The sequence below is a fragment of the Streptomyces sp. 1331.2 genome (genome assembly GCF_900199205.1).
GTDB lineage: Bacteria > Actinomycetota > Actinomycetes > Streptomycetales > Streptomycetaceae > Kitasatospora.
On record NZ_OBMJ01000001.1, the window covers coordinates 820,415 to 836,673 of the forward strand.

Sequence of the window (16,259 nt, forward strand, 5' to 3'; positions counted from 1 at the left end):
CCACACCGGACGACCACCACACCGGACCGCACGACCACACCGGACCGCACGACCACACCGGCCCGGCCGACCACGCCCACCGGGGAGGAGCGCCCACGCATGTCGGAGAGCACGCCCCGGCCGAGTTCCCTGATCCACACCGTCTACGGCGAGTTCGTCCGCCGCCTCGGCGGCTGGATATCCATCGCCGACCTGATCGCGCTGATGGCCGAACTCGACGTGGACGGCCCGGCCGTCCGCTCGGCGACCTCCCGGCTGAAGAAGGCCGGCACCCTGCTCCAGGAGCGCCGCACCGGCACCGGCTACCGGCTCGCCCCCGCGATGGAGCCGGTCTTCGAGGAGGGCGACCGCCGGATCTTCCACAGCCTGGAGCCCGCCGAACTCTCCGACGGCTGGGTGGTGGCGGTCTTCTCGGTACCCGAGTCCGAACGCGCGCACCGCCACCAGCTGCGGTCCCGGCTGAGCTGGCTCGGCTTCGGCAACGCCGCCCCCGGCGTCTGGCTGGCGCCCGCCCGGCTGCTGCCGGACGCCCGCCGCCTGCTGGAACGGCTCGGACTGAGCGCCTACGTCCACCTCTTCCTCTCCGCCGAGTACGCCGGCTTCGCCGATCTCCGGACGGCGGTGGCGAGTTGGTGGGACCTCCCGGCGATCGAGGCGCAGTACGCGGCCTTCGCCGACGCCTGGCGCCCGGTCGCCGAGGAGCTGCGCGGGCAGCCCCGGACGGACCCGGCCGAGGCGTTCCGCAGCTACGTCCCGATGCTCACCCAGTGGCGCCGCCTGCCCTACCTGGACCCCGGGCTGCCCGCAGAACTGCTGCCCGCCGACTGGAACGCCGTCCCCGCCCGCGCGGTCTTCACCGAGGTGCACGGGCTGCTGGCCGAGCCCAGCCTGCGCCACATCGAGAAGGTCACCGGTCTCTCCCACTCCCAGGAGCCGTCATGACCGCCCACCCCCCGGCGGACCTGCTGATCCGCGCCGGCGCCGTGCACACCCTCGTCCCCGGCGAGGCGCCGCAGCGCGCGGTCGCCGTCACCGGCGGCCGGATCACCGCCCTCTCCCCCGCCCCCGACGGCCTGGACGCCTTGATCGGGCCGGCCACCGAGGTCGTGGACGCCCCGGGCTCGACCGTGCTGCCTGCCTTCGACGACACCCACACGCACCTGGTGCTGGCCGCGCAGAGCGTCCACGGCGTGCCCGTCCATCGGGCCCGCGACCTGGCCGGGTTCCTCGCCCTGATCCGCGAGCGCGCCGCCCGCACCCCCGCCGGGGAGTGGATCCACACCACCGTCAACTGGCAGGAGGTGCTGCTGGCCGACCAACGGATGCCCACCACCGCGGAGTTGGACGGCGCCACCGCCGAGCACCCGGTGCTGGTGCGCCGCGGCGCGTACAACATGGTGCTCAACTCGGCCGCGCTCCGGCTGGCCGGCATCGACGAGTCGACCGAGGCTCCACCCGGCGGCGTGATCGAGCGCGACGGGCAGGGGCGGCTCACCGGCCGGCTGATCAACCGGGCGGTGGAGCTGGTCGAGCGGGTGCTGCCGCGCCCCACCGCGGCCGAGCGGATCGAGGGCCTGCGCGCCGCCTCCGCGGACTTCGCCGCGACCGGGATCGGCACCGTCCGGGACTGCCTCGTCCCGGTCGAGGACCTGGACGTGCTGGACGCGGCCCGGGCCGAGGGCGCGCTCGCCGTCCGGGTCCGGGCGCTGGTCTCCGGCTTCGCCGCCCGGACGCCGGAGCAGGTGGACGCGCTGCTGGACCGGATGGACGCCTGGCGCGCGGAGGGCCGCGACGACGACCGACTCCGGTTGTGGGGCGTCAAGTTCGGCATCGACGGTGGCTTCGAGGCGGGCGCCCTGGAGGAGCCCTACCAGGGGCAGCCCTGCTACCACGGCCGGCTGCTCTGGGAGCCGGCCGACCTGCTCGCGGCGGTGGACCGGGTGGTCGGGCGCGGCTGGCGGGTCGGTGTGCACGCGTGGGGCGACCGCGGTCTGCGGGTCCTGTTGGACGTCTTCGAGCAGGTGCTCAAGGGCCGCCCCGGACTGCCGCCCGGCACGCTGGTGGTCGAGCACGGCGGGCTGGCCCGGCCCGACCAGCGGGCCCGGGCGATCGCCCTCGGCATCCCGGTGACCGTCCAGCACCCGCTGCTGCACGACGGCGCGCTCACCCAGCAGCGGGCCTGGGGCGAGGAGCGCACGGCCGCGCTCTTCCCGCTGCGCGAGTGGCTGGACGAGGGTGCGCTGCTCACCGCCGGCTCGGACTTCCCGGTCGGCCCGTACGGCGCCATGGTCTCGGTGTGGGGCATGACGACCCGGGGCACCACGGCCGGGGTGGTCGGCCCGGAGCACGCGATCGAGCGGGCCGAGGCGGTCGCCTTGCACACCGTCAACGCGGCCCGACTGACCGGGGAGAGCGAGCTGCGCGGCCTCCTGCGGCCGGGGGCGTTCGCCGACCTCACGGTGTGGCCGGTGGACCCGCTGGACTGCCCGGTGGACGCACTGCGGGAGCTGCTGCCCACCCGTACGGTCGTGAACGGCCTGACCGTGCACCATTCCTGACGATTCGTCAGGCGGCGACAAGCTCCCGCAGGTCGATCCCGCGGTGCAGCGCACGCAGGTCCTCGTGCAGGGTGGACGGAGGGACGACGAGCACGCCGCAGCGCGCCCGGTCGAGGCAGTGGCGGGTGACCGAGCGTCCCGTCAGCCGCTGCACCCGGGCGCGCAGGCCGCCCTGCGCCCCGGTGCTGACCACCAGCAGGTCGCCCGGGCGGTCGGCCAGCTCGGTCAGCACCGCGCCGGCCTCGCCGCGCACGACCAGCGGCCGCACCGGCACGCCGACCGACAGGCCACCGAAGGCCTGCTCCAGCGCGCGCTCCATCCGCGCGTCGGCGAGGTCCTGCCAGGCGCGGAGCAGCGGCGGGCACGGTCGCGCACGGTAGTTGCGCTCGCCGCCGACCGGCGTCCAGGCGAGCACCGGGACCAGGACGGCCTGCCGGATCCTGGCCTCCTCCGCCGCCCGGTGCAGGGCGGTGAGGCTGTGCAGTGAGCCGCTGACTCCGACGATGACGCGAGCGCCGTCCGACATGATCCTTCGCTTTCCGATGCCGAGCTGATTAAGTGACTGCGATTATGCTGCCACACTCGCTCTACAGCCTGCAAATCGAAGGCATTCACTGAATATCACCTTGCATCGCTCGCCCATTCGCGGTTCCCGCCGCCGGCCGGCCGGACCTCCTGGAGCAGCCCCCAGGTGAAGTCGGCCACCCAGGGCCGCACCGGCCCCGCGCCGTCCGGAGCCTCGAAGTCCAGCCGGAAGCGGGTCGGCGCACTCCCCTCCCGCGGCACAGCGGGCGGAAAGGCGGCGCCGACGTCCTCCACCACGCAGCTCCACGGCGCCAGATCCGCGACCGTCCGCAGCTCCGGCCGGGGGCTGCCGGCCGCCCGCACCAGCCACTCGTTCAGCACCGGCGCACCGATCTCCGCCGGACCCAGCAACACCTCGAAGCGCAGCGAGGGCCACAGCGGCAGCGCCCACTGCCGCGCGGTGCAGGCGAGGTCCCCGATCCGGCGCGGGACGCTCGCCTCCGCCGGCCCGAGCACCGCGCCGTACCGGCCGCCGCCGCGCGGGAACCGGGGCGCCCGGACCATCGCCTGCCAGCGCTTGTTCGCAGCCCGCATCGAGGCCCGGTCGGCGCCCAGCCTCCGCACCGCATCCTCGACCAGCCCGGGCTGGAAGTCGGCCATCCGCCGCAGCAGCACCAGCTGGAACTCGCCGACCCCGAAGCCATTGATCGCCATACCCGCAGGCTAGGGCGCATCCGACAAAAGGGAGACACGATTCGAGCGAATGTTCGAATCAAGGCGTACGCTGGCCCCATGCACGGCACCCTCCCGCTCCAGCCCTCGCTGTTCGACGACGCCGACCGCGACGGCCTGCGCCTCGGCCCGCTCTCCGGCCTGCGACGGCAGGTGCTCGGCGACGGCGCTTGGCTGGACCTGCTGCCCGGGTGGCTGCACGGCGCCGACGAGCTGTTCGAACAGCTGGCCACGACCGTCCCCTGGCGGGCGGAGCGCCGGGAGATGTACGAGCGGATGGTGGACGTCCCCCGCCTGCTCGCCTCGTACCCGGCCGACACCGAACCACCGCACCCCGTGCTCGGACAGGCCCGGACGGCACTGAGCCGGCACTACGCGGACGAGCTGGGCGAGCCGTTCCGCACCCTCGGCCTCTGCTACTACCGGGACGGCCGGGACAGCGTGGCCTGGCACGGCGACCGGATCGGGCGCGGCGCCCGCGAGGACACCATGGTCGCGATCCTGTCCGTCGGCGAGCCGCGCACCCTGGCCCTGCGGCCGCGGCACGGCGGCGCAGCGGTCGTCCGCCACCCGCTCGGCCACGGGGACCTGGTGGTGATGGGCGGCTCCTGCCAGCGCACCTGGGAACACGCGATCCCCAAGACCGCCCGCCCGGTCGGCCCCCGGATCAGCATCCAGTTCCGGCCGCACGGCGTCGCCTGACGCCCCCGCTTGCCACCCACCGGCCGGGCGCGGACGCTGGCGAAAGGGGGCCGGCGCCACCCGGCGGGTCCGGTGCCCATCACCGGCGGGGTCGGCGCCCATCTGGAGGGCGGCATGCCGAAGGCGGGCAGATACCACGAGGGCGTCCCGTGCTGGGTCGTCCTGACCACCCCGGACACCCCGCGCGCGCAGCGCTTCTACGGCGCGCTGTTCGACTGGGAGTTCGTCCCGACCGGCCCCGCCGAGGCGGTCGCCACCCGGTACGGCGCCCAGGTCGCGGCCGTCGAACAGGACGCAGCCGTCGAACAGGACGCGGACACCACCCGGGCCGCCGCCTGGACCACCCACCTCGCCTGCGCCGACCTGCGCCGCACCGCCGCGCTCGTCCGCGCCGCCGACGGCCGGATCACCCGCGAGCCCTACGAGGTGCCCGACCAGGGCCGGGCGGCACGTGCCGTCGACCCGCTCGGCGCGCCCTTCGGCCTCTGGCAGGCGGGCACCATCGACGGCGCCGGACTGGTCGACGAGCCCGGCGCCCTGGCCTGGAACGAACACCTCTCCCCCGACCCGGACACCGCGCGCACCTTCTATCGCCGCCTCTTCGGCTACACCTACGACCGGCCGAAGGCGGGCCACACCCTCGCCCGGGCCGCCGGCCTGCCCGCCTGCAGCATCGGCCCGACCGCCACGGCCGGGACGGCCGCGCACTGGCTGGCCCACTTCGGGACCGCCGACGCCGACCGGGCGGCCGAGCGGCTGCGCGCCCTCGGCGGCACCGTCCTGTCCGGGCCGGAGCCGACGCCGTACGGCCGCGCCGCGCTGGTCCGGGACGACGCCGGGGCGCGGTTCGTCCTGGTCGCCGTCCCGCCCCGGGAGTCCGCCGCGGCGGCCTGAGCCGTCATTCCTTGACCGCGCCAGCCAGGCCGGACACCAGCCGCGCTGCACCGCGATGAAGGGTACGTTCTGGACCCATGACGGAGACGGCCCCAAGAAGCCGCGCCCGAACGCAACCAGTCCTCCTCACTGCGCCGCGCACTCGCCGTCCTCGGCTACGTCCGCGACCACGCCGACCGGCGCGGCGTCCCGCTCGCCCAACTCGCCGACGCCCTCGGCCTCAACAAGAGCACCGTGCTGCGGCTGGCCGGGCCGCTCCTGGACGAGCACCTGCTCGACCGCGACCGCGAGTCCGGCTGGTTCCGGCTCGGCCACGGCTCACTGCGCCTCGGCCGGTCCTACCTGACCACCCTGGACCTGCGCAGCGTCGCCGCCGAACACCTGTTCCCCGGTCCGTTACCGGCTCCGGGTCCCGGTTCCGTCAGTCCGACGGCAGCAGCACCCGCTGCTCCACCGGTGAGGAGAGGATCACCGAGGTCGTCGTACGGCCGAGCACCGCGATCGCCTCGATCAGCTCCTCCAGGTGCGCGGTGTCCCGCGCCGCGACCTTGAACACCCAGCAGTCCTCGCCGATGACGTGGTGCACCTCCAGCACCTCCGGCCGGTGCAGCAGGTCCTGGCTGCGCAGGTACTTCACCGTCATCCGGGCGTGCGGCGATACCCGGACGAAGGCCCGGATGCCGTACCCCAGCCGCCCGGGGGCGACCTGCGCCGCGTAGCCGGTGATCGTGCCGCCCGCCTCCAGCCGGCGCACCCGCTCGCCGACCGCCGCCGGGCTGAGGTTCACCCGTCGGCCCAGCTCGCTGAGTGTGATCCGGCCCTCGGACTGGAGCAGTTCCAGCAGCCGCAGATCGACCGCGTCCAGACCTCCGCCGGCCCCGCTCCGTGGGCCCGCCGACGAATCGTCGGCCGAACCGCCCGACTGCCGTGGGTCTTTCGGTCGCAGCGCCTGAACTCCCATGATCCCCCCTTCATCGAACCGCGCCGCACCATAACACTTGTGACCATGGAAAACGTGCTCGTCATCGGCGGGAACCGGTACTTCGGACGGCAATTGGTCACCCGGCTGCGCGACTCCGGCGTACGGGTCAGCGTGCTCAACCGCGGCTCGGCGCCACCGCCGCCGGGCGTGACCCCGCTCATCGCCGACCGCTCGGACGAGGCGGCGCTGACGGCCGCCCTGGCCGGGCGCGACTTCGACGCGGTGATCGACCAGGTCTGCTACACCCCGCGGCAGGCCGCGAGCGCCGTCCGCGCCTTCGCCGGCCGGACCGGCCGCTATCTGATGACCTCCACCATCGAGGTCTACGACACCGGTGCACAGCAGCCGATCAGCCCGCCGCCCAGTCCGCTGGCCGAGTCCGCCGTCGACCCGGCCCGGTGGCCGGTTCAGCTCGAACTCCCCTGGGAGGAGCCGGAGTTCGTCGAGGCCTCGTACGGCGAGGGCAAGCGTCAGGCGGAGGCGGTGTTCACCCGCAGCGGGGCCTTCCCGTTCGTGTCCGTGCGGCTCGGCCACGTGCTGGGCGCCGCCGACTTCACCGGGCGGCTGGCCCACTACACCGACCGCATCGACGCCGGCCGGCCCGTCCTGGTCCACCCGGAGGACCTGCCCTCCTCCTACACCCACGACACCGAGGCCGCCGCCTTCCTCGCATGGGCGGCGGGCCGGGAGTTCACCGGCCCGGTCAACCTCGCCTCGCACGGCGAACTCACCGCCACCGACCTCTGCGAGCTGATCGCGGCCGGCCGCCCGTACCGCACGGCCGCGCCCGAACCCGGGCAGCAGGCCTCGCCGTTCTCCTTCGACCGCTACTACGGCATGGACAACTCCCGGGCGCAGCAGCTCGGACACCCCCTCACGCACACCCGCGACTGGCTGCCCGGCCTGCTCGCCGCCACCCGTGGACAGGAGCTCCCCGCATGACCACCGGAACCACCGGCCCGACCACCGACCCGACCACCAGGCCCACCACCCGCCTGCTCGGCACCGTCCGGACCAGCGCCATCGGCCTCGGCGCGATGCCGCTCTCGGTCGAGGGCCGCCCGGACGAGGCCCGCGCCATCGCCACCGTCCACGCCGCCCTGGACGCGGGCATCACCCTGATCGACACCGCCGACTCCTACCACTGGCACGCCGACGAGTACGGCCACAACGAGGAGTTGATCGCCCGCGCCCTCGCCTCCTACGGCCCCGGCGCCGATCACGTCCTGGTCGCCACCAAGGGCGGCCGCGGCCGCCCCGGTGACGGCTCCTGGACCGTCGACGGCGACCCTGCCCACCTCAAGCGCGCCTGCGAGGGCTCGCTGCGCCGCCTCCGCGTCGAGGCGATCGGCCTCTACCAGCAGCACCACCCGGACCGGAACGTCCCGTACGCCGACTCTCTCGGCGCGATCCGGGAGCTCTACGAGGAGGGCAAGATCCGCGCCGCGGGCATCTCCAACGCGGACGTGGCACAGGTCCGTCTCGCCCGGGAGATCCTCGGCGACGCCCTGGTCTCGGTGCAGAACGAGTACTCCCCGGCCGTTCGCACGCACCAGCCCGTCCTGGACCTCTGCACCGAACTGGGACTGGCCTTCCTGCCCTGGAGCCCGCTCGGCGGCATCGGCCGCTCCGCCGAACTCGGCGGGGCCGGCGAGGAGTTCGCCGCGATCGCCGCCGAACGCGGAGTCAGCCCGCAGCGCGTGGCCCTCGCCTGGCTGCTGGCCACCTCCCCGGTGACCATCCCGATCCCGGGCGCCAGCCGCCCGGAGACCATCCGGGACTCCGCCGCCGCAGGAGAGTTGGTACTCGGCCCGGACGAACTGGCCCGCCTCACGAATGCGAACGGGGCCCGGCGCCTGTGAAAGGCACCGGACCCCGTCCGACAGTGGAGCGCCAGGCCCGGGTTGCACGGACTCTCCCTACTGAAAGTAGGGCGTGCTCTGGTAGCACCGCTGACGCCTGACGAGAGATCGTCTCCCTCGCGACAGGAAGTACGGTACCAGTTCAGTGATCAGACACCGAATCGGAGGCGAACCCCGCATGACGAGCACTCCACCCGAGGTCGTTCCGTACGCGGACGGACGGCTGTTGGACGTCCACCGGCCGGCCGCCGGTGCACCCGGTGCCGCCGGGCCGGCTCCCGTCGTGCTGCTCTGGCACGGCCGGGGCCCGAACGAGCGCGATGTGCTGCGGCCGTTGGCCCGCGAGGCCGCCGGGCTCGGCCTGCTGGTGCTCGTCCCGGACTGGAACGCCGACCAGCCCGACGGCGGCAGCGCCGAACTGCTCGCCTCCCTCGCCCAGGCGCACCGCATGGCCGCCGGGTTCGGCGGGGACCCGTCGCGCTTCGTGCTGGCCGGCTGGTCGTCGGGCGGCCGGGAGGCCGTCGCCGTGGCCACCCACCCGTCCACCGCCGCCGAACTGCGGCCCACCGCCGCCGTCGGCATCGCCTCGCGCTACTCCGACCCGGCCGTCACCACCGGCGGCGCCCCGCTCGACCAGCTGGCCGCGGGCCCCTCGCCCGTCCCGCTCTGGCTGGTCCACGGCACGGCGGACGAGATCGTGGACATCGGGCACACCCGGCAGCTGAACGCTGCCCTGACAACGCAGCTGTCGACGGTACGGAATCTCGAACTCCCCACCGACCACGCGGGCGTGGTGATGACTTCCTACAGCCCCGAGGCCCGGCGCTGCCTGCCCGCCACGGCCGCCGACACCCTGGCGGCCGGCCGCCGCACCGCCGCCGTCCTCGCCGAGGCGGCCGGACTGTCGTAGGCGGCCGGGCTGTCGTAGGCGGCCGCCGCCGTCACGTCCGAGCGAGACGCGTGCGCGGCCCGCGCCCGCGCTCCAGCGCTTCGAGGTCGCGCTGCAGTGGCGGGTGCGGCACCGTCAGCACCGGGCAGGCCGCGTGCCGGACGCAGAAGGCGGCGACGGACGGGTGCACCAGCCGGGCGAGGCGGCCGCGATCACGCCCGGCGCCGAGGACGAGCAGGTCGTCCGGGCGGTCGGCGCAGCGCACCAGGGTTTGGGCGGTGTCGCCGCGGACGGCCTGGCAGCGCAGCCGAACGCCCGAGTAGCGTCCGGCGAACGCCTCGTCGAGGGCCTGCCGCAGCCGGGCCACGGCGGCGGCGCGGCCGGCGGTGACCACCGGCGGGCAGGGGCTGCGACGGTAGCCGAGCTCGTCGCCCGGCGGGGTCCAGCACAGCACGGCGAGCACGTCGGCGTCCCTCCGGCGGGCCTCGGCGACGGCGCGGTGGAGGGCGGCGAGGCTGCCGAGCGAGCCGCTGACGCCGACCACGATCCGGCCCTCGCCCGCACCGCTGTCCGCGCCGTCAGTGCTGTCAGTGCTGTCCGTGCTGTCCGCCATGGCCTCTCCTCGCTGCCGTCCCGCCCCAGCAAAGCGCCCGGCGACCGTACGGCCGAGACCCGTTGACGGCGCCCTGACGCGGTGCCCGGTGTTCCGTACGCGCCCCTGACGCCCCGGCGGCGGACGCTCAGGCTTCGGGCTTCTCGGGCACCTGCGCCTCCCAGAGGTCCGCGAACATCCGGTCCAGGTGCTCCTCGCCGATCGGCGGGACGGGCAGCGGATGGGTGGCCTGTGCGCGGAAGCCGTCCAGGAGCAGGGCGAGGTAGCGGCGCCAGAGGTCGGGGCGCAGCTCGCCGGCGGCGGGCAGGGCGCGGCAGAGCGGGCCGAGCAGGAACAGCAGGTCCATGGTCACCACGTCGCGGCGCATGGTGCCCTGTTCCTGGGCGCGGGCGATGAGGGCGCCGACGGTGGTGGCGTGCTGCCGACTGATCTCGATCATTCCGGGGATGGTCGGGATGGCCTGGGTGACCAGGTCGTTGATGCCCCGGTCGGCGGCGACGAGTTCGAAGATCCGCCCGACGTACTTTTCGAGGCCGGTCCAGGCGTCCTCGGCGGCGAGCGCCTCCCGGCCGGCGGTGGCCAGCCCGGCGCCGGCGTCCGCGAACACCTCGCCGATCAGCGCCTCGCGGGTCGGGAAGTGCCGGTAGAGGGTGGCGTTGCCGACACCGGCCTCCTTGGCGATCTGATCGAACGGCACGTCCAGGCCGTGCCGGGAGAACATGTCGCGGGCGGCGGCGAGCAGCAGGTCGCGGTTGCGCTGCGCGTCTCGCCGGAGCCGTCCCGGGGGGTTCGCGCTGCTCGGTGCCATGCCCCCGACCCTAGCAAGCGGGCCTGGCGGCGGCGCCGCGCTCTGGTCGGGGTCAGGCCGGCGGCCCCGGCGGGGAAGTGAGCCGGGGCCACCGTCATGCGGGGTCGGTCAGCAGCTCTGGTCAATCAGGGAGAACGTGGCGTAGTGGTCGCCGGTGTAGTAGTCCTCCTGGTACTCCTGGCCGGTCACGATCCGGCGGGCGCCGCGGGTCGGCGAGCCCGGGGTGATGACGGTGTACTCGTGGTAGTAGCCGTAGCTCTCGCGGGGGAGGACGTTCTCTCTGTTCTGGAAGACCACGCCGTCCTGGGAGTAGGGGAACGGCCCGTCGGAGGCGATCAGGTCGAGGGTGTCGGTGGCCTCCGACGGAAGGGCGGAGAGGCACACGGTGCCGCTCACGGCGGCGTGCGCCTCGGTGGCGACGGCGACCGGCGCGAGGGTCATCAGGGCGACGGCGGTGACGGCGGCAGCGCGGGTCTTCCACGCGCGTAGAGTGCGAGTCATGCCCCCAGTGTGGCGAGACACCGTCAAGACCGGAACCCCTCCACCGAAGTATTAACCAGCGGGTAACTCCCCTTTACCTGGGCCGACTTGGCCCGTACTCCCGCCTCCCGGCAGCCCTCCGCGCCAGCGTCCACGAACCGTCCGGGCGGCATATGGGTCGACCGCCATCGAACTACCGTCGGGGCCCGCCCGCCCCGCACTGCGGGCCCTCGCCGCCCCGGAGCGGGCCGCATAGAGTGACGGATCACGACGGACCGGAACGATCTCCGACGGGGTGGACCACACGGTGGACGAAGGGGTGGACGTGGCGGCGAACGAGAACACCGCGCGGACGGCGGCGAGCGCACTGGCGGCACCCACCGCACTGACCGCCCACCAGCTGGTCGGCCTGCTGGTCGACCCCGGCAGTTTCCACAGCTGGGACGAGCCGCCGCCCGGCCCGCCCGCCGACCCCGAGTACCGCGCCTCGCTCGACCGGGCCCGTGAGCGCACCGGCCTGGACGAGGCCGTCCTCACCGGACTCGGCCTGATCGACGGCCGGACTGTCGCCCTGGTCGTCTCCGAGTTCGGCTTCCTCGGCGGCTCGATCGGCGTCGCGACCGCCGAGCGGATCACCCGGGCCGTCGAGCGGGCCACCGCCGAGCGGCTGCCGCTGCTCGCGCTGCCGGTCTCCGGCGGCACGCGGATGCAGGAAGGTTCGGCGGCCTTCCTCTGCATGCTGCGCATCACCGCCGCCGTCCAGACCCACCGCGCCGCCGGCCTCCCCTACCTCACTTATCTGCGCAACCCCACCATGGGCGGTGTCTTCGCCTCCTGGGGCACGCTCGGCCAGCTGGTCCTCGCCGAGCCCGGTGCCCGGCTCGGCTTCCTCGGCCCGCGCGTGTACGAGGAACTGCGCGGGGTGGAGCTGCCGGCCGACGTCCAGCAGGCCGAGACGCTGGCCGAGCACGGGCTGGTGGACGCCGTCGTCCCGCCACAGCAGCTGCGCGAACTGGTCCGCCGCACGCTCGCCGTCCTCGGCACCACACCACCTCCCGCCGAGGCCCCGGACGACGCCGCGTCCCCTACAGAGGGGACGGACGACGCCCGCTCCGAGCGCCCCGACGCCTGGGACTCCGTCCTCCGCACCCGCCGCCCCGACCGCCCGGGCACCCGCGAGCTGCTGCGGCGCACCGCCGAGGAGCTGGTGCTGCTGGACGCGCCCGGCGGCCGCGGCGGTGCACTGGTCCGCGCGCTGGCCGTCCTCGGCGGCCGTCCCGTGGTGGTGGTCGGCCAGCAGCGGCAGTCCCCGGAGCACGAGCGCCCCTTCACCGCCGCCGACCTGCGGGCCGTCCGACGCACCGCACTGCTCGCCGAACAGCTCGGGCTGCCGCTGGTCACCGTCGTGGACACGGCCGGAGCCGAGCTGTCCGCCCAGGCCGAGCGGGAGGGCATCGCGGTGGAGATCGCGCACTGCCTGACCACCCTGCTCGCGCTGCGCACCCCCGTCCTCGCCGTGCTGCTCGGCCAGGGTTCGGGCGGCGGCGCGCTCGCCCTGCTCCCGGCCGACCGGGTGATCGCCGCCGGCCACGCCTGGCTGGCGCCACTGCCCCCGGAGGGCGCCTCGGCGATCGTCCACCGGGACGGTGCGCACGCCGCCGAGCTGGCCCGGGCGCAGGGCATCGGCGCGCACCGGCTGGCGGAGGTCGGGCTGGTCGACGAGGTCGTCCCGGAGCTGCCGGACGCCGCCGAGGAGCCGGAGGCCTTCTGCGCACGACTCGGACGGGCCCTCGGCAGGACGCTCGGCGCCCTGGCGGCCCCCGAGGCGGACCGGCTCGCGGCCCGGGCCGCCCGCCACCGCCGGCTGGGCGATTCGCGCTGACGGCCGGCGCCCGCGCCATGTGGCGCGGGTCTCAACGACGGGTTGATCGTCTGTACCCAAAGTGCTTCCCCCGGACCCCCGGGTGACGGCCCCGACGGTTCAAACGGTGAGTGCGCTCACACGGAATCAGCGCCCACGACGGTCCGTAGTAGGCACCCGCGCACCGCCCGCGCCGCCCCCACGACCCCCTCGTTCGCGCACGTCAGAAGGGGTCTGCGCGCTCCCCGAGACCGGCCCTTCGAATCCACGGCGACCACCCCTGTACGACTGCCCGTCGTAACGAGGGGGTCTTGGCGACCACCGATCCGGTCTGCCAACAATGGCTCTCGTCGCCAGCCACACCGGCTCCTGTCCCGCCGGTGAACGGCTTACTGCCGAGTCACCCCCGCGACCGCAACGGCCCCTGTCCGGCCCGACGGTCCCGGGCGGGGAGTGACCCGGCCCAACCTGATTGAGGTCCTGTTCTACATGCCCGCTTTCAAGCTCCGTATGCGTACTTCGGCCGCGATTCTTGCCGGTGCCGCCGGCCTGACCGCCCTGGGCGCCGGCGTGCTGCCCGCCTCCGCGAACGCCGCCACCGCCTCCCCGAAGACCATCGCCGCCCAGATCGTCCCGGCGAACCAGCTGGCCTCGTTCAGCCAGATCATCTCCCACGAGTCCGGCTGGAACGTCAGCGCGACCAACCCGAGCTCGGGCGCCTACGGCCTGGGCCAGGCGCTGCCGGGCTCCAAGATGGCCTCGGCCGGCGCGGACTGGAAGACCAACCCCACCACCCAGATCAAGTGGGCGCTGGACTACATGAACTCCCGCTACGGCAGCCCGAACGCCGCGTGGAACTTCTGGCAGGCCCACCACTGGTACTAAGCCGACCCCATCGGCTCACCGACTCCCACCCGTCCCCTGACCACTCCCCCTCACCCCGGGGGTCGGACAGGGACCACCGGGGTGCCCGAGAGGGCCCGGACCCGCGCGACCCGCGGGCCCGGGCCCTCTCGTGGTTTCCCCCGGCGCCGCCGCCCCGCCCCGGGTCACAGCGCCCGACCCCGGCCTCCGGGGGCTCCCGTCACAGCTCGTCCGTGAGCCCCAGCAGCTCGCGCATCCGCGCGTACTTGTCGACCAGGCGCTCCGCGGTCTCCCGGTCGAGCGAGGCCAGCCGGCCCGGGTCGGAGTTGTGTGCCAGGTCGGCCCGCTTGACGAGCAGCGCACCGGGCGTCGCCAGGATGCGGGCGGTGTACTCCTCGACCGGCTCGTCCGGGCGCCGGGTGAGCGCGTCGACGATCGCCTTGGTCTCCTGCGGCAGCGCGGCCGCCGCCAGCCACTCCCGGCTCAACCGGTCGTCCTCGACGGTGTCGTGCAGCCAGCCCGCCGCGATCTGCGCCTCGCTGCCACCGCGGGCGGCCGTCCCGCGGGCGACCGCCGCGATGTGCTCGCAGTACGGGTGGCCGTTCTTGTCCACCTGCCCCCGGTGGGCGCCGCGCGCGATCGCCTCCACCTCGCGCAGGCTCAGGTACCCGCGCTCCGTCGACTCGCGATCCCTCGACTCGCGCTCCCTCGACTCGCGCTCCGTCGACTCGTCCATCGGCTGGTCCATCGGCTCGCCCGTCGACTCGTCCATCGGCCCGTCCGTCTGCTCGTCCATCGGCTCATCGTAGGCCCGTGATCGACGCCTCGACGGCCGCTGGTTTACTGCCCCGGGGGTTCGACCGCTTCAGGAGTCCACCGGCTCGCGGGTCGACGCCTCCGGCGGGAGACCCCCGCCGTACCCGGCAGGCACGTCCGAGCGATCCGAGGAACCATGCCATCCCTGCACCCGCTGCTGTCCGCCTTCGCGCCGATCTGGGCGATCACCGGAGTCGGCTACGTCGTCGGCCGCACCCGGCTGCTCGGGCCGCACGCCGAGACGGTGCTCAACCGGTTCGTCTTCCACGTGGCGATGCCGGCCGCGCTCTTCCTGATGATCGCCCGCACCCCGCTGGACCGTTTCGCCAACCCGTCGATGCTGGCCTTCGCCGCCGGCACCGCCGTCGCGATCGGTCTCGGGCTGCTCGCCGGGAAGCTGGTCTTCGGGCGCAAGCCCGGCGAACTGGCCATCGGCGCGATGGCCTCGGGGTACGTCAACTCCGCCAACCTCGGCATCCCGGTCACCATGCAGGTCGTCGGCGACGCCTCCTTCGTGGCCCCAGTGGTGCTGTTCCAGATCCTGCTGGTCACCCCCGCCGTGCTCGCCGTCCTGGACGGCGGAGCCGCCGGGCGACGGGCGCTGCTCACCCTCCCCGTGCGCAACCCGATCCTGCTGGCCGCCGCGGTGGGCGCCGCCGTCTCCGCGGCCGGGCTGCACCTGCCCGCCGAGCTGAACCGTTCCTGCGAACTGCTCGGCGGCGCCGGGGTGCCGACCGCCCTGATCGCCCTCGGCATGTCGCTGCACAACCGCCCGCCGGCGGACGGCCGTTCGCGCCGCGCCGAAGTCGGGCTGATCGTCGCGGTCAAGACCCTGCTCCAGCCGCTGGTCGCCCTCGCCGTGGCCGGGCCGCTGCTCCACCTGTCCGAGCACCAACTCCTCACCGTGGTGCTGTTCTCCGCGCTGCCCACCGCGCAGAACGTGTACACCTACGCGCGCGAGTACGGGCAGGGCACCGTGCTCGCTCGGGACGCGGTGCTCTGGTCGACGCTGGTGTCGATGGCGACGCTGTCGGTGATCAGCTGGACCCTCGGGCCGGCGTAGCGCCCCCGCCTTCCCGCTCCCGCGTCACCCGCGTCCCTCGCGCCTCCTGCGTCTCCCGCCTGGCGGCGGCCACCACGGTGGTCACGGCCGCCAGGAAGCGCCCGGCCGTCTCCAGCTCCGCCGGCTCGAACTGCCGCATCGCGGTGAGCAGATCGCCGATCAACCCGCCGAAGAACCCCTGCCCCAGCTCCATCGCCCGGTCCTCCACCAGCAGCCGCACCCGCCGACGGTCCTGCGGGTCGCGCTCGCGCCGGATCAGCCCGAGCCGTTCCAACCGGTCCACCAGGCCGGTGGTCCCGGCCGAGTTCAGCCGCAGCGCCTCACCGAGCCGGCCCGGGGTGACCACCTCCCCGGCCCTGGCGGCGTCCAGCAGATGGATCAGCGCCCGCAGATCCGTCGGATGCAGACCGTTGCCGGCCGCGAACTCGGCCCCGAACAGGTCCAGTTCGACCGTCAGACCGCGCAGCAGATGGACCAGCCGCATCGGCTCCTCGACCTCGGACACCCTGTCGTCCTTTCCTCGGGCACGCTCTCGTGCCACTATTCTCTCGTTCAGCGAGATACTTGCCGAGCAAGATGCTTGTCGAGCGAGATGCTTGTTCGACGAGTG

Annotated in this window: 18 protein-coding genes and 1 pseudogene; 11 read left to right on the forward strand and 8 right to left on the reverse strand. The window is 74.3% G+C overall.

Annotated elements, in window-relative coordinates; translation table 11 throughout:
- Positions 1-99 precede the first annotated feature (99 nt).
- Positions 100-942, forward strand: coding sequence for a PaaX family transcriptional regulator (locus CRP52_RS03530; protein WP_097239799.1), 843 nt, complete (start codon positions 100-102; stop codon positions 940-942).
- Positions 939-2,558, forward strand: a complete 1,620-nt coding sequence (locus CRP52_RS03535; protein ID WP_097235043.1) for an amidohydrolase — start codon at positions 939-941, stop codon at positions 2,556-2,558. Before CRP52_RS03530 ends, CRP52_RS03535 begins: the two co-directional genes overlap by 4 nt.
- A gap of 7 nt (positions 2,559-2,565) precedes the next feature.
- Here the strand turns inward: CRP52_RS03535 and CRP52_RS03540 are convergent, their stop codons facing one another.
- Complete coding sequence (locus CRP52_RS03540; RefSeq protein ID WP_097235044.1) at positions 2,566-3,084, reverse strand: universal stress protein; 519 nt, start codon at positions 3,082-3,084, stop codon at positions 2,566-2,568.
- Between the two features lie 95 nt (positions 3,085-3,179).
- Positions 3,180-3,797, reverse strand: a complete 618-nt coding sequence (locus CRP52_RS03545; RefSeq protein ID WP_097235045.1) for a hypothetical protein — start codon at positions 3,795-3,797, stop codon at positions 3,180-3,182.
- 78 nt (positions 3,798-3,875) lie between these two features.
- Between CRP52_RS03545 and CRP52_RS03550 the strand changes: the two genes are divergently transcribed.
- The 3 genes and pseudogenes from CRP52_RS03550 to CRP52_RS39145 form a co-directional block, all read left to right on the forward strand.
- Complete coding sequence (locus tag CRP52_RS03550; protein ID WP_097235046.1) at positions 3,876-4,517, forward strand: alpha-ketoglutarate-dependent dioxygenase AlkB; 642 nt, start codon at positions 3,876-3,878, stop codon at positions 4,515-4,517.
- 72 nt (positions 4,518-4,589) lie between these two features.
- Positions 4,590-5,411: a VOC family protein gene (locus tag CRP52_RS03555; protein ID WP_097235047.1), complete on the forward strand. Its 822-nt coding sequence runs from the start codon at positions 4,590-4,592 to the stop codon at positions 5,409-5,411.
- 129 nt (positions 5,412-5,540) lie between these two features.
- Positions 5,541-5,636, forward strand: a pseudogene (locus CRP52_RS39145) (IclR family transcriptional regulator); the annotation flags it as partial.
- A 196-nt stretch (positions 5,637-5,832) separates the two neighbouring features.
- Here CRP52_RS39145 and CRP52_RS03565 read toward each other — a convergent pair.
- On the reverse strand, positions 5,833-6,372 hold the full coding sequence (locus CRP52_RS03565; RefSeq protein WP_097235048.1) for an Lrp/AsnC family transcriptional regulator: 540 nt from the start codon (positions 6,370-6,372) through the stop codon (positions 5,833-5,835).
- Between the two features lie 45 nt (positions 6,373-6,417).
- Here CRP52_RS03565 and CRP52_RS03570 point away from each other — a divergent pair, with 45 nt between their 5' ends.
- The 3 genes from CRP52_RS03570 (at position 6,418) to CRP52_RS03580 (ending at position 9,165) form a co-directional block, all read left to right on the forward strand.
- Positions 6,418-7,335 carry an NAD-dependent epimerase/dehydratase family protein gene (locus CRP52_RS03570; protein WP_097239800.1) on the forward strand — a complete coding sequence of 306 codons (918 nt, stop codon included), beginning with the start codon at positions 6,418-6,420 and terminating at the stop codon, positions 7,333-7,335.
- Positions 7,332-8,255, forward strand: a complete 924-nt coding sequence (locus CRP52_RS03575; RefSeq protein ID WP_097235049.1) for an aldo/keto reductase — start codon at positions 7,332-7,334, stop codon at positions 8,253-8,255. Before CRP52_RS03570 ends, CRP52_RS03575 begins: the two co-directional genes overlap by 4 nt.
- A gap of 178 nt (positions 8,256-8,433) precedes the next feature.
- Entirely contained in the window at positions 8,434-9,165 is a 732-nt protein-coding gene (locus CRP52_RS03580) for an alpha/beta hydrolase (RefSeq protein WP_097235050.1), read from the forward strand.
- A gap of 31 nt (positions 9,166-9,196) precedes the next feature.
- Here the strand turns inward: CRP52_RS03580 and CRP52_RS03585 are convergent, their stop codons facing one another.
- From CRP52_RS03585 to CRP52_RS03595, 3 genes are all read right to left on the reverse strand, one after another.
- Positions 9,197-9,757, reverse strand: a complete 561-nt coding sequence (locus CRP52_RS03585; RefSeq protein WP_097235051.1) for a universal stress protein — start codon at positions 9,755-9,757, stop codon at positions 9,197-9,199.
- 127 nt (positions 9,758-9,884) lie between these two features.
- Positions 9,885-10,565: a TetR/AcrR family transcriptional regulator gene (locus CRP52_RS03590; RefSeq protein WP_097235052.1), complete on the reverse strand. Its 681-nt coding sequence runs from the start codon at positions 10,563-10,565 to the stop codon at positions 9,885-9,887.
- A gap of 108 nt (positions 10,566-10,673) precedes the next feature.
- Entirely contained in the window at positions 10,674-11,066 is a 393-nt protein-coding gene (locus tag CRP52_RS03595; protein ID WP_097235053.1) for a ribonuclease, read from the reverse strand.
- 274 nt (positions 11,067-11,340) lie between these two features.
- On the opposite strand from CRP52_RS03595, the gene CRP52_RS03600 reads away from it, so the two are divergent.
- Both CRP52_RS03600 and CRP52_RS03605 read left to right on the forward strand, forming a co-directional pair.
- Positions 11,341-12,927, forward strand: a complete 1,587-nt coding sequence (locus CRP52_RS03600; protein ID WP_306458830.1) for a carboxyl transferase domain-containing protein — start codon at positions 11,341-11,343, stop codon at positions 12,925-12,927.
- A 489-nt stretch (positions 12,928-13,416) separates the two neighbouring features.
- On the forward strand, positions 13,417-13,791 hold the full coding sequence (locus CRP52_RS03605) for a lytic transglycosylase domain-containing protein (protein WP_257032263.1): 375 nt from the start codon (positions 13,417-13,419) through the stop codon (positions 13,789-13,791).
- A 199-nt stretch (positions 13,792-13,990) separates the two neighbouring features.
- Here CRP52_RS03605 and CRP52_RS03610 read toward each other — a convergent pair whose 3' ends face one another.
- A complete protein-coding gene (locus tag CRP52_RS03610) occupies positions 13,991-14,506 on the reverse strand; it encodes an HD domain-containing protein (RefSeq protein WP_097239803.1) in 516 nt (171 codons plus the stop codon).
- A gap of 216 nt (positions 14,507-14,722) precedes the next feature.
- Between CRP52_RS03610 and CRP52_RS03615 the strand changes: the two genes are divergently transcribed.
- Positions 14,723-15,649 (forward strand): AEC family transporter, encoded by a 927-nt coding sequence (locus tag CRP52_RS03615; protein ID WP_097235054.1) that lies wholly within the window; start codon positions 14,723-14,725, stop codon positions 15,647-15,649.
- Here the strand turns inward: CRP52_RS03615 and CRP52_RS03620 are convergent.
- Entirely contained in the window at positions 15,624-16,133 is a 510-nt protein-coding gene (locus tag CRP52_RS03620; protein ID WP_097239804.1) for a MarR family winged helix-turn-helix transcriptional regulator, read from the reverse strand. The genes CRP52_RS03615 and CRP52_RS03620 overlap by 26 nt on opposite strands.
- Between the last annotated feature and the right edge of the window lie 126 nt (positions 16,134-16,259).

Bases quoted from the DNA above. Each gene is read 5' to 3' on its own strand.
- CRP52_RS03530 (WP_097239799.1), top strand. From the start codon at position 100: ATGTCGGAGAGCACGCCCCGGCCGAGTTCCCTGATCCACACCGTCTAC.
- CRP52_RS03535 (WP_097235043.1), top strand. From the start codon at position 939: ATGACCGCCCACCCCCCGGCGGACCTGCTGATCCGCGCCGGCGCCGTG.
- CRP52_RS03540 (WP_097235044.1), bottom strand. From the start codon at position 3,084: ATGTCGGACGGCGCTCGCGTCATCGTCGGAGTCAGCGGCTCACTGCAC.
- CRP52_RS03545 (WP_097235045.1), bottom strand. From the start codon at position 3,797: ATGGCGATCAATGGCTTCGGGGTCGGCGAGTTCCAGCTGGTGCTGCTG.
- CRP52_RS03550 (WP_097235046.1), top strand. From the start codon at position 3,876: ATGCACGGCACCCTCCCGCTCCAGCCCTCGCTGTTCGACGACGCCGAC.
- CRP52_RS03565 (WP_097235048.1), bottom strand. From the start codon at position 6,372: ATGGGAGTTCAGGCGCTGCGACCGAAAGACCCACGGCAGTCGGGCGGT.
- CRP52_RS03570 (WP_097239800.1), top strand. From the start codon at position 6,418: ATGGAAAACGTGCTCGTCATCGGCGGGAACCGGTACTTCGGACGGCAA.
- CRP52_RS03575 (WP_097235049.1), top strand. From the start codon at position 7,332: ATGACCACCGGAACCACCGGCCCGACCACCGACCCGACCACCAGGCCC.
- CRP52_RS03580 (WP_097235050.1), top strand. From the start codon at position 8,434: ATGACGAGCACTCCACCCGAGGTCGTTCCGTACGCGGACGGACGGCTG.
- CRP52_RS03585 (WP_097235051.1), bottom strand. From the start codon at position 9,757: ATGGCGGACAGCACGGACAGCACTGACAGCACTGACGGCGCGGACAGC.
- CRP52_RS03590 (WP_097235052.1), bottom strand. From the start codon at position 10,565: ATGGCACCGAGCAGCGCGAACCCCCCGGGACGGCTCCGGCGAGACGCG.
- CRP52_RS03595 (WP_097235053.1), bottom strand. From the start codon at position 11,066: ATGACTCGCACTCTACGCGCGTGGAAGACCCGCGCTGCCGCCGTCACC.
- CRP52_RS03605 (WP_257032263.1), top strand. From the start codon at position 13,417: ATGCGTACTTCGGCCGCGATTCTTGCCGGTGCCGCCGGCCTGACCGCC.
- CRP52_RS03610 (WP_097239803.1), bottom strand. From the start codon at position 14,506: ATGGACGAGTCGACGGAGCGCGAGTCGAGGGAGCGCGAGTCGAGGGAT.
- CRP52_RS03615 (WP_097235054.1), top strand. From the start codon at position 14,723: ATGCCATCCCTGCACCCGCTGCTGTCCGCCTTCGCGCCGATCTGGGCG.
- CRP52_RS03620 (WP_097239804.1), bottom strand. From the start codon at position 16,133: ATGCGGCTGGTCCATCTGCTGCGCGGTCTGACGGTCGAACTGGACCTG.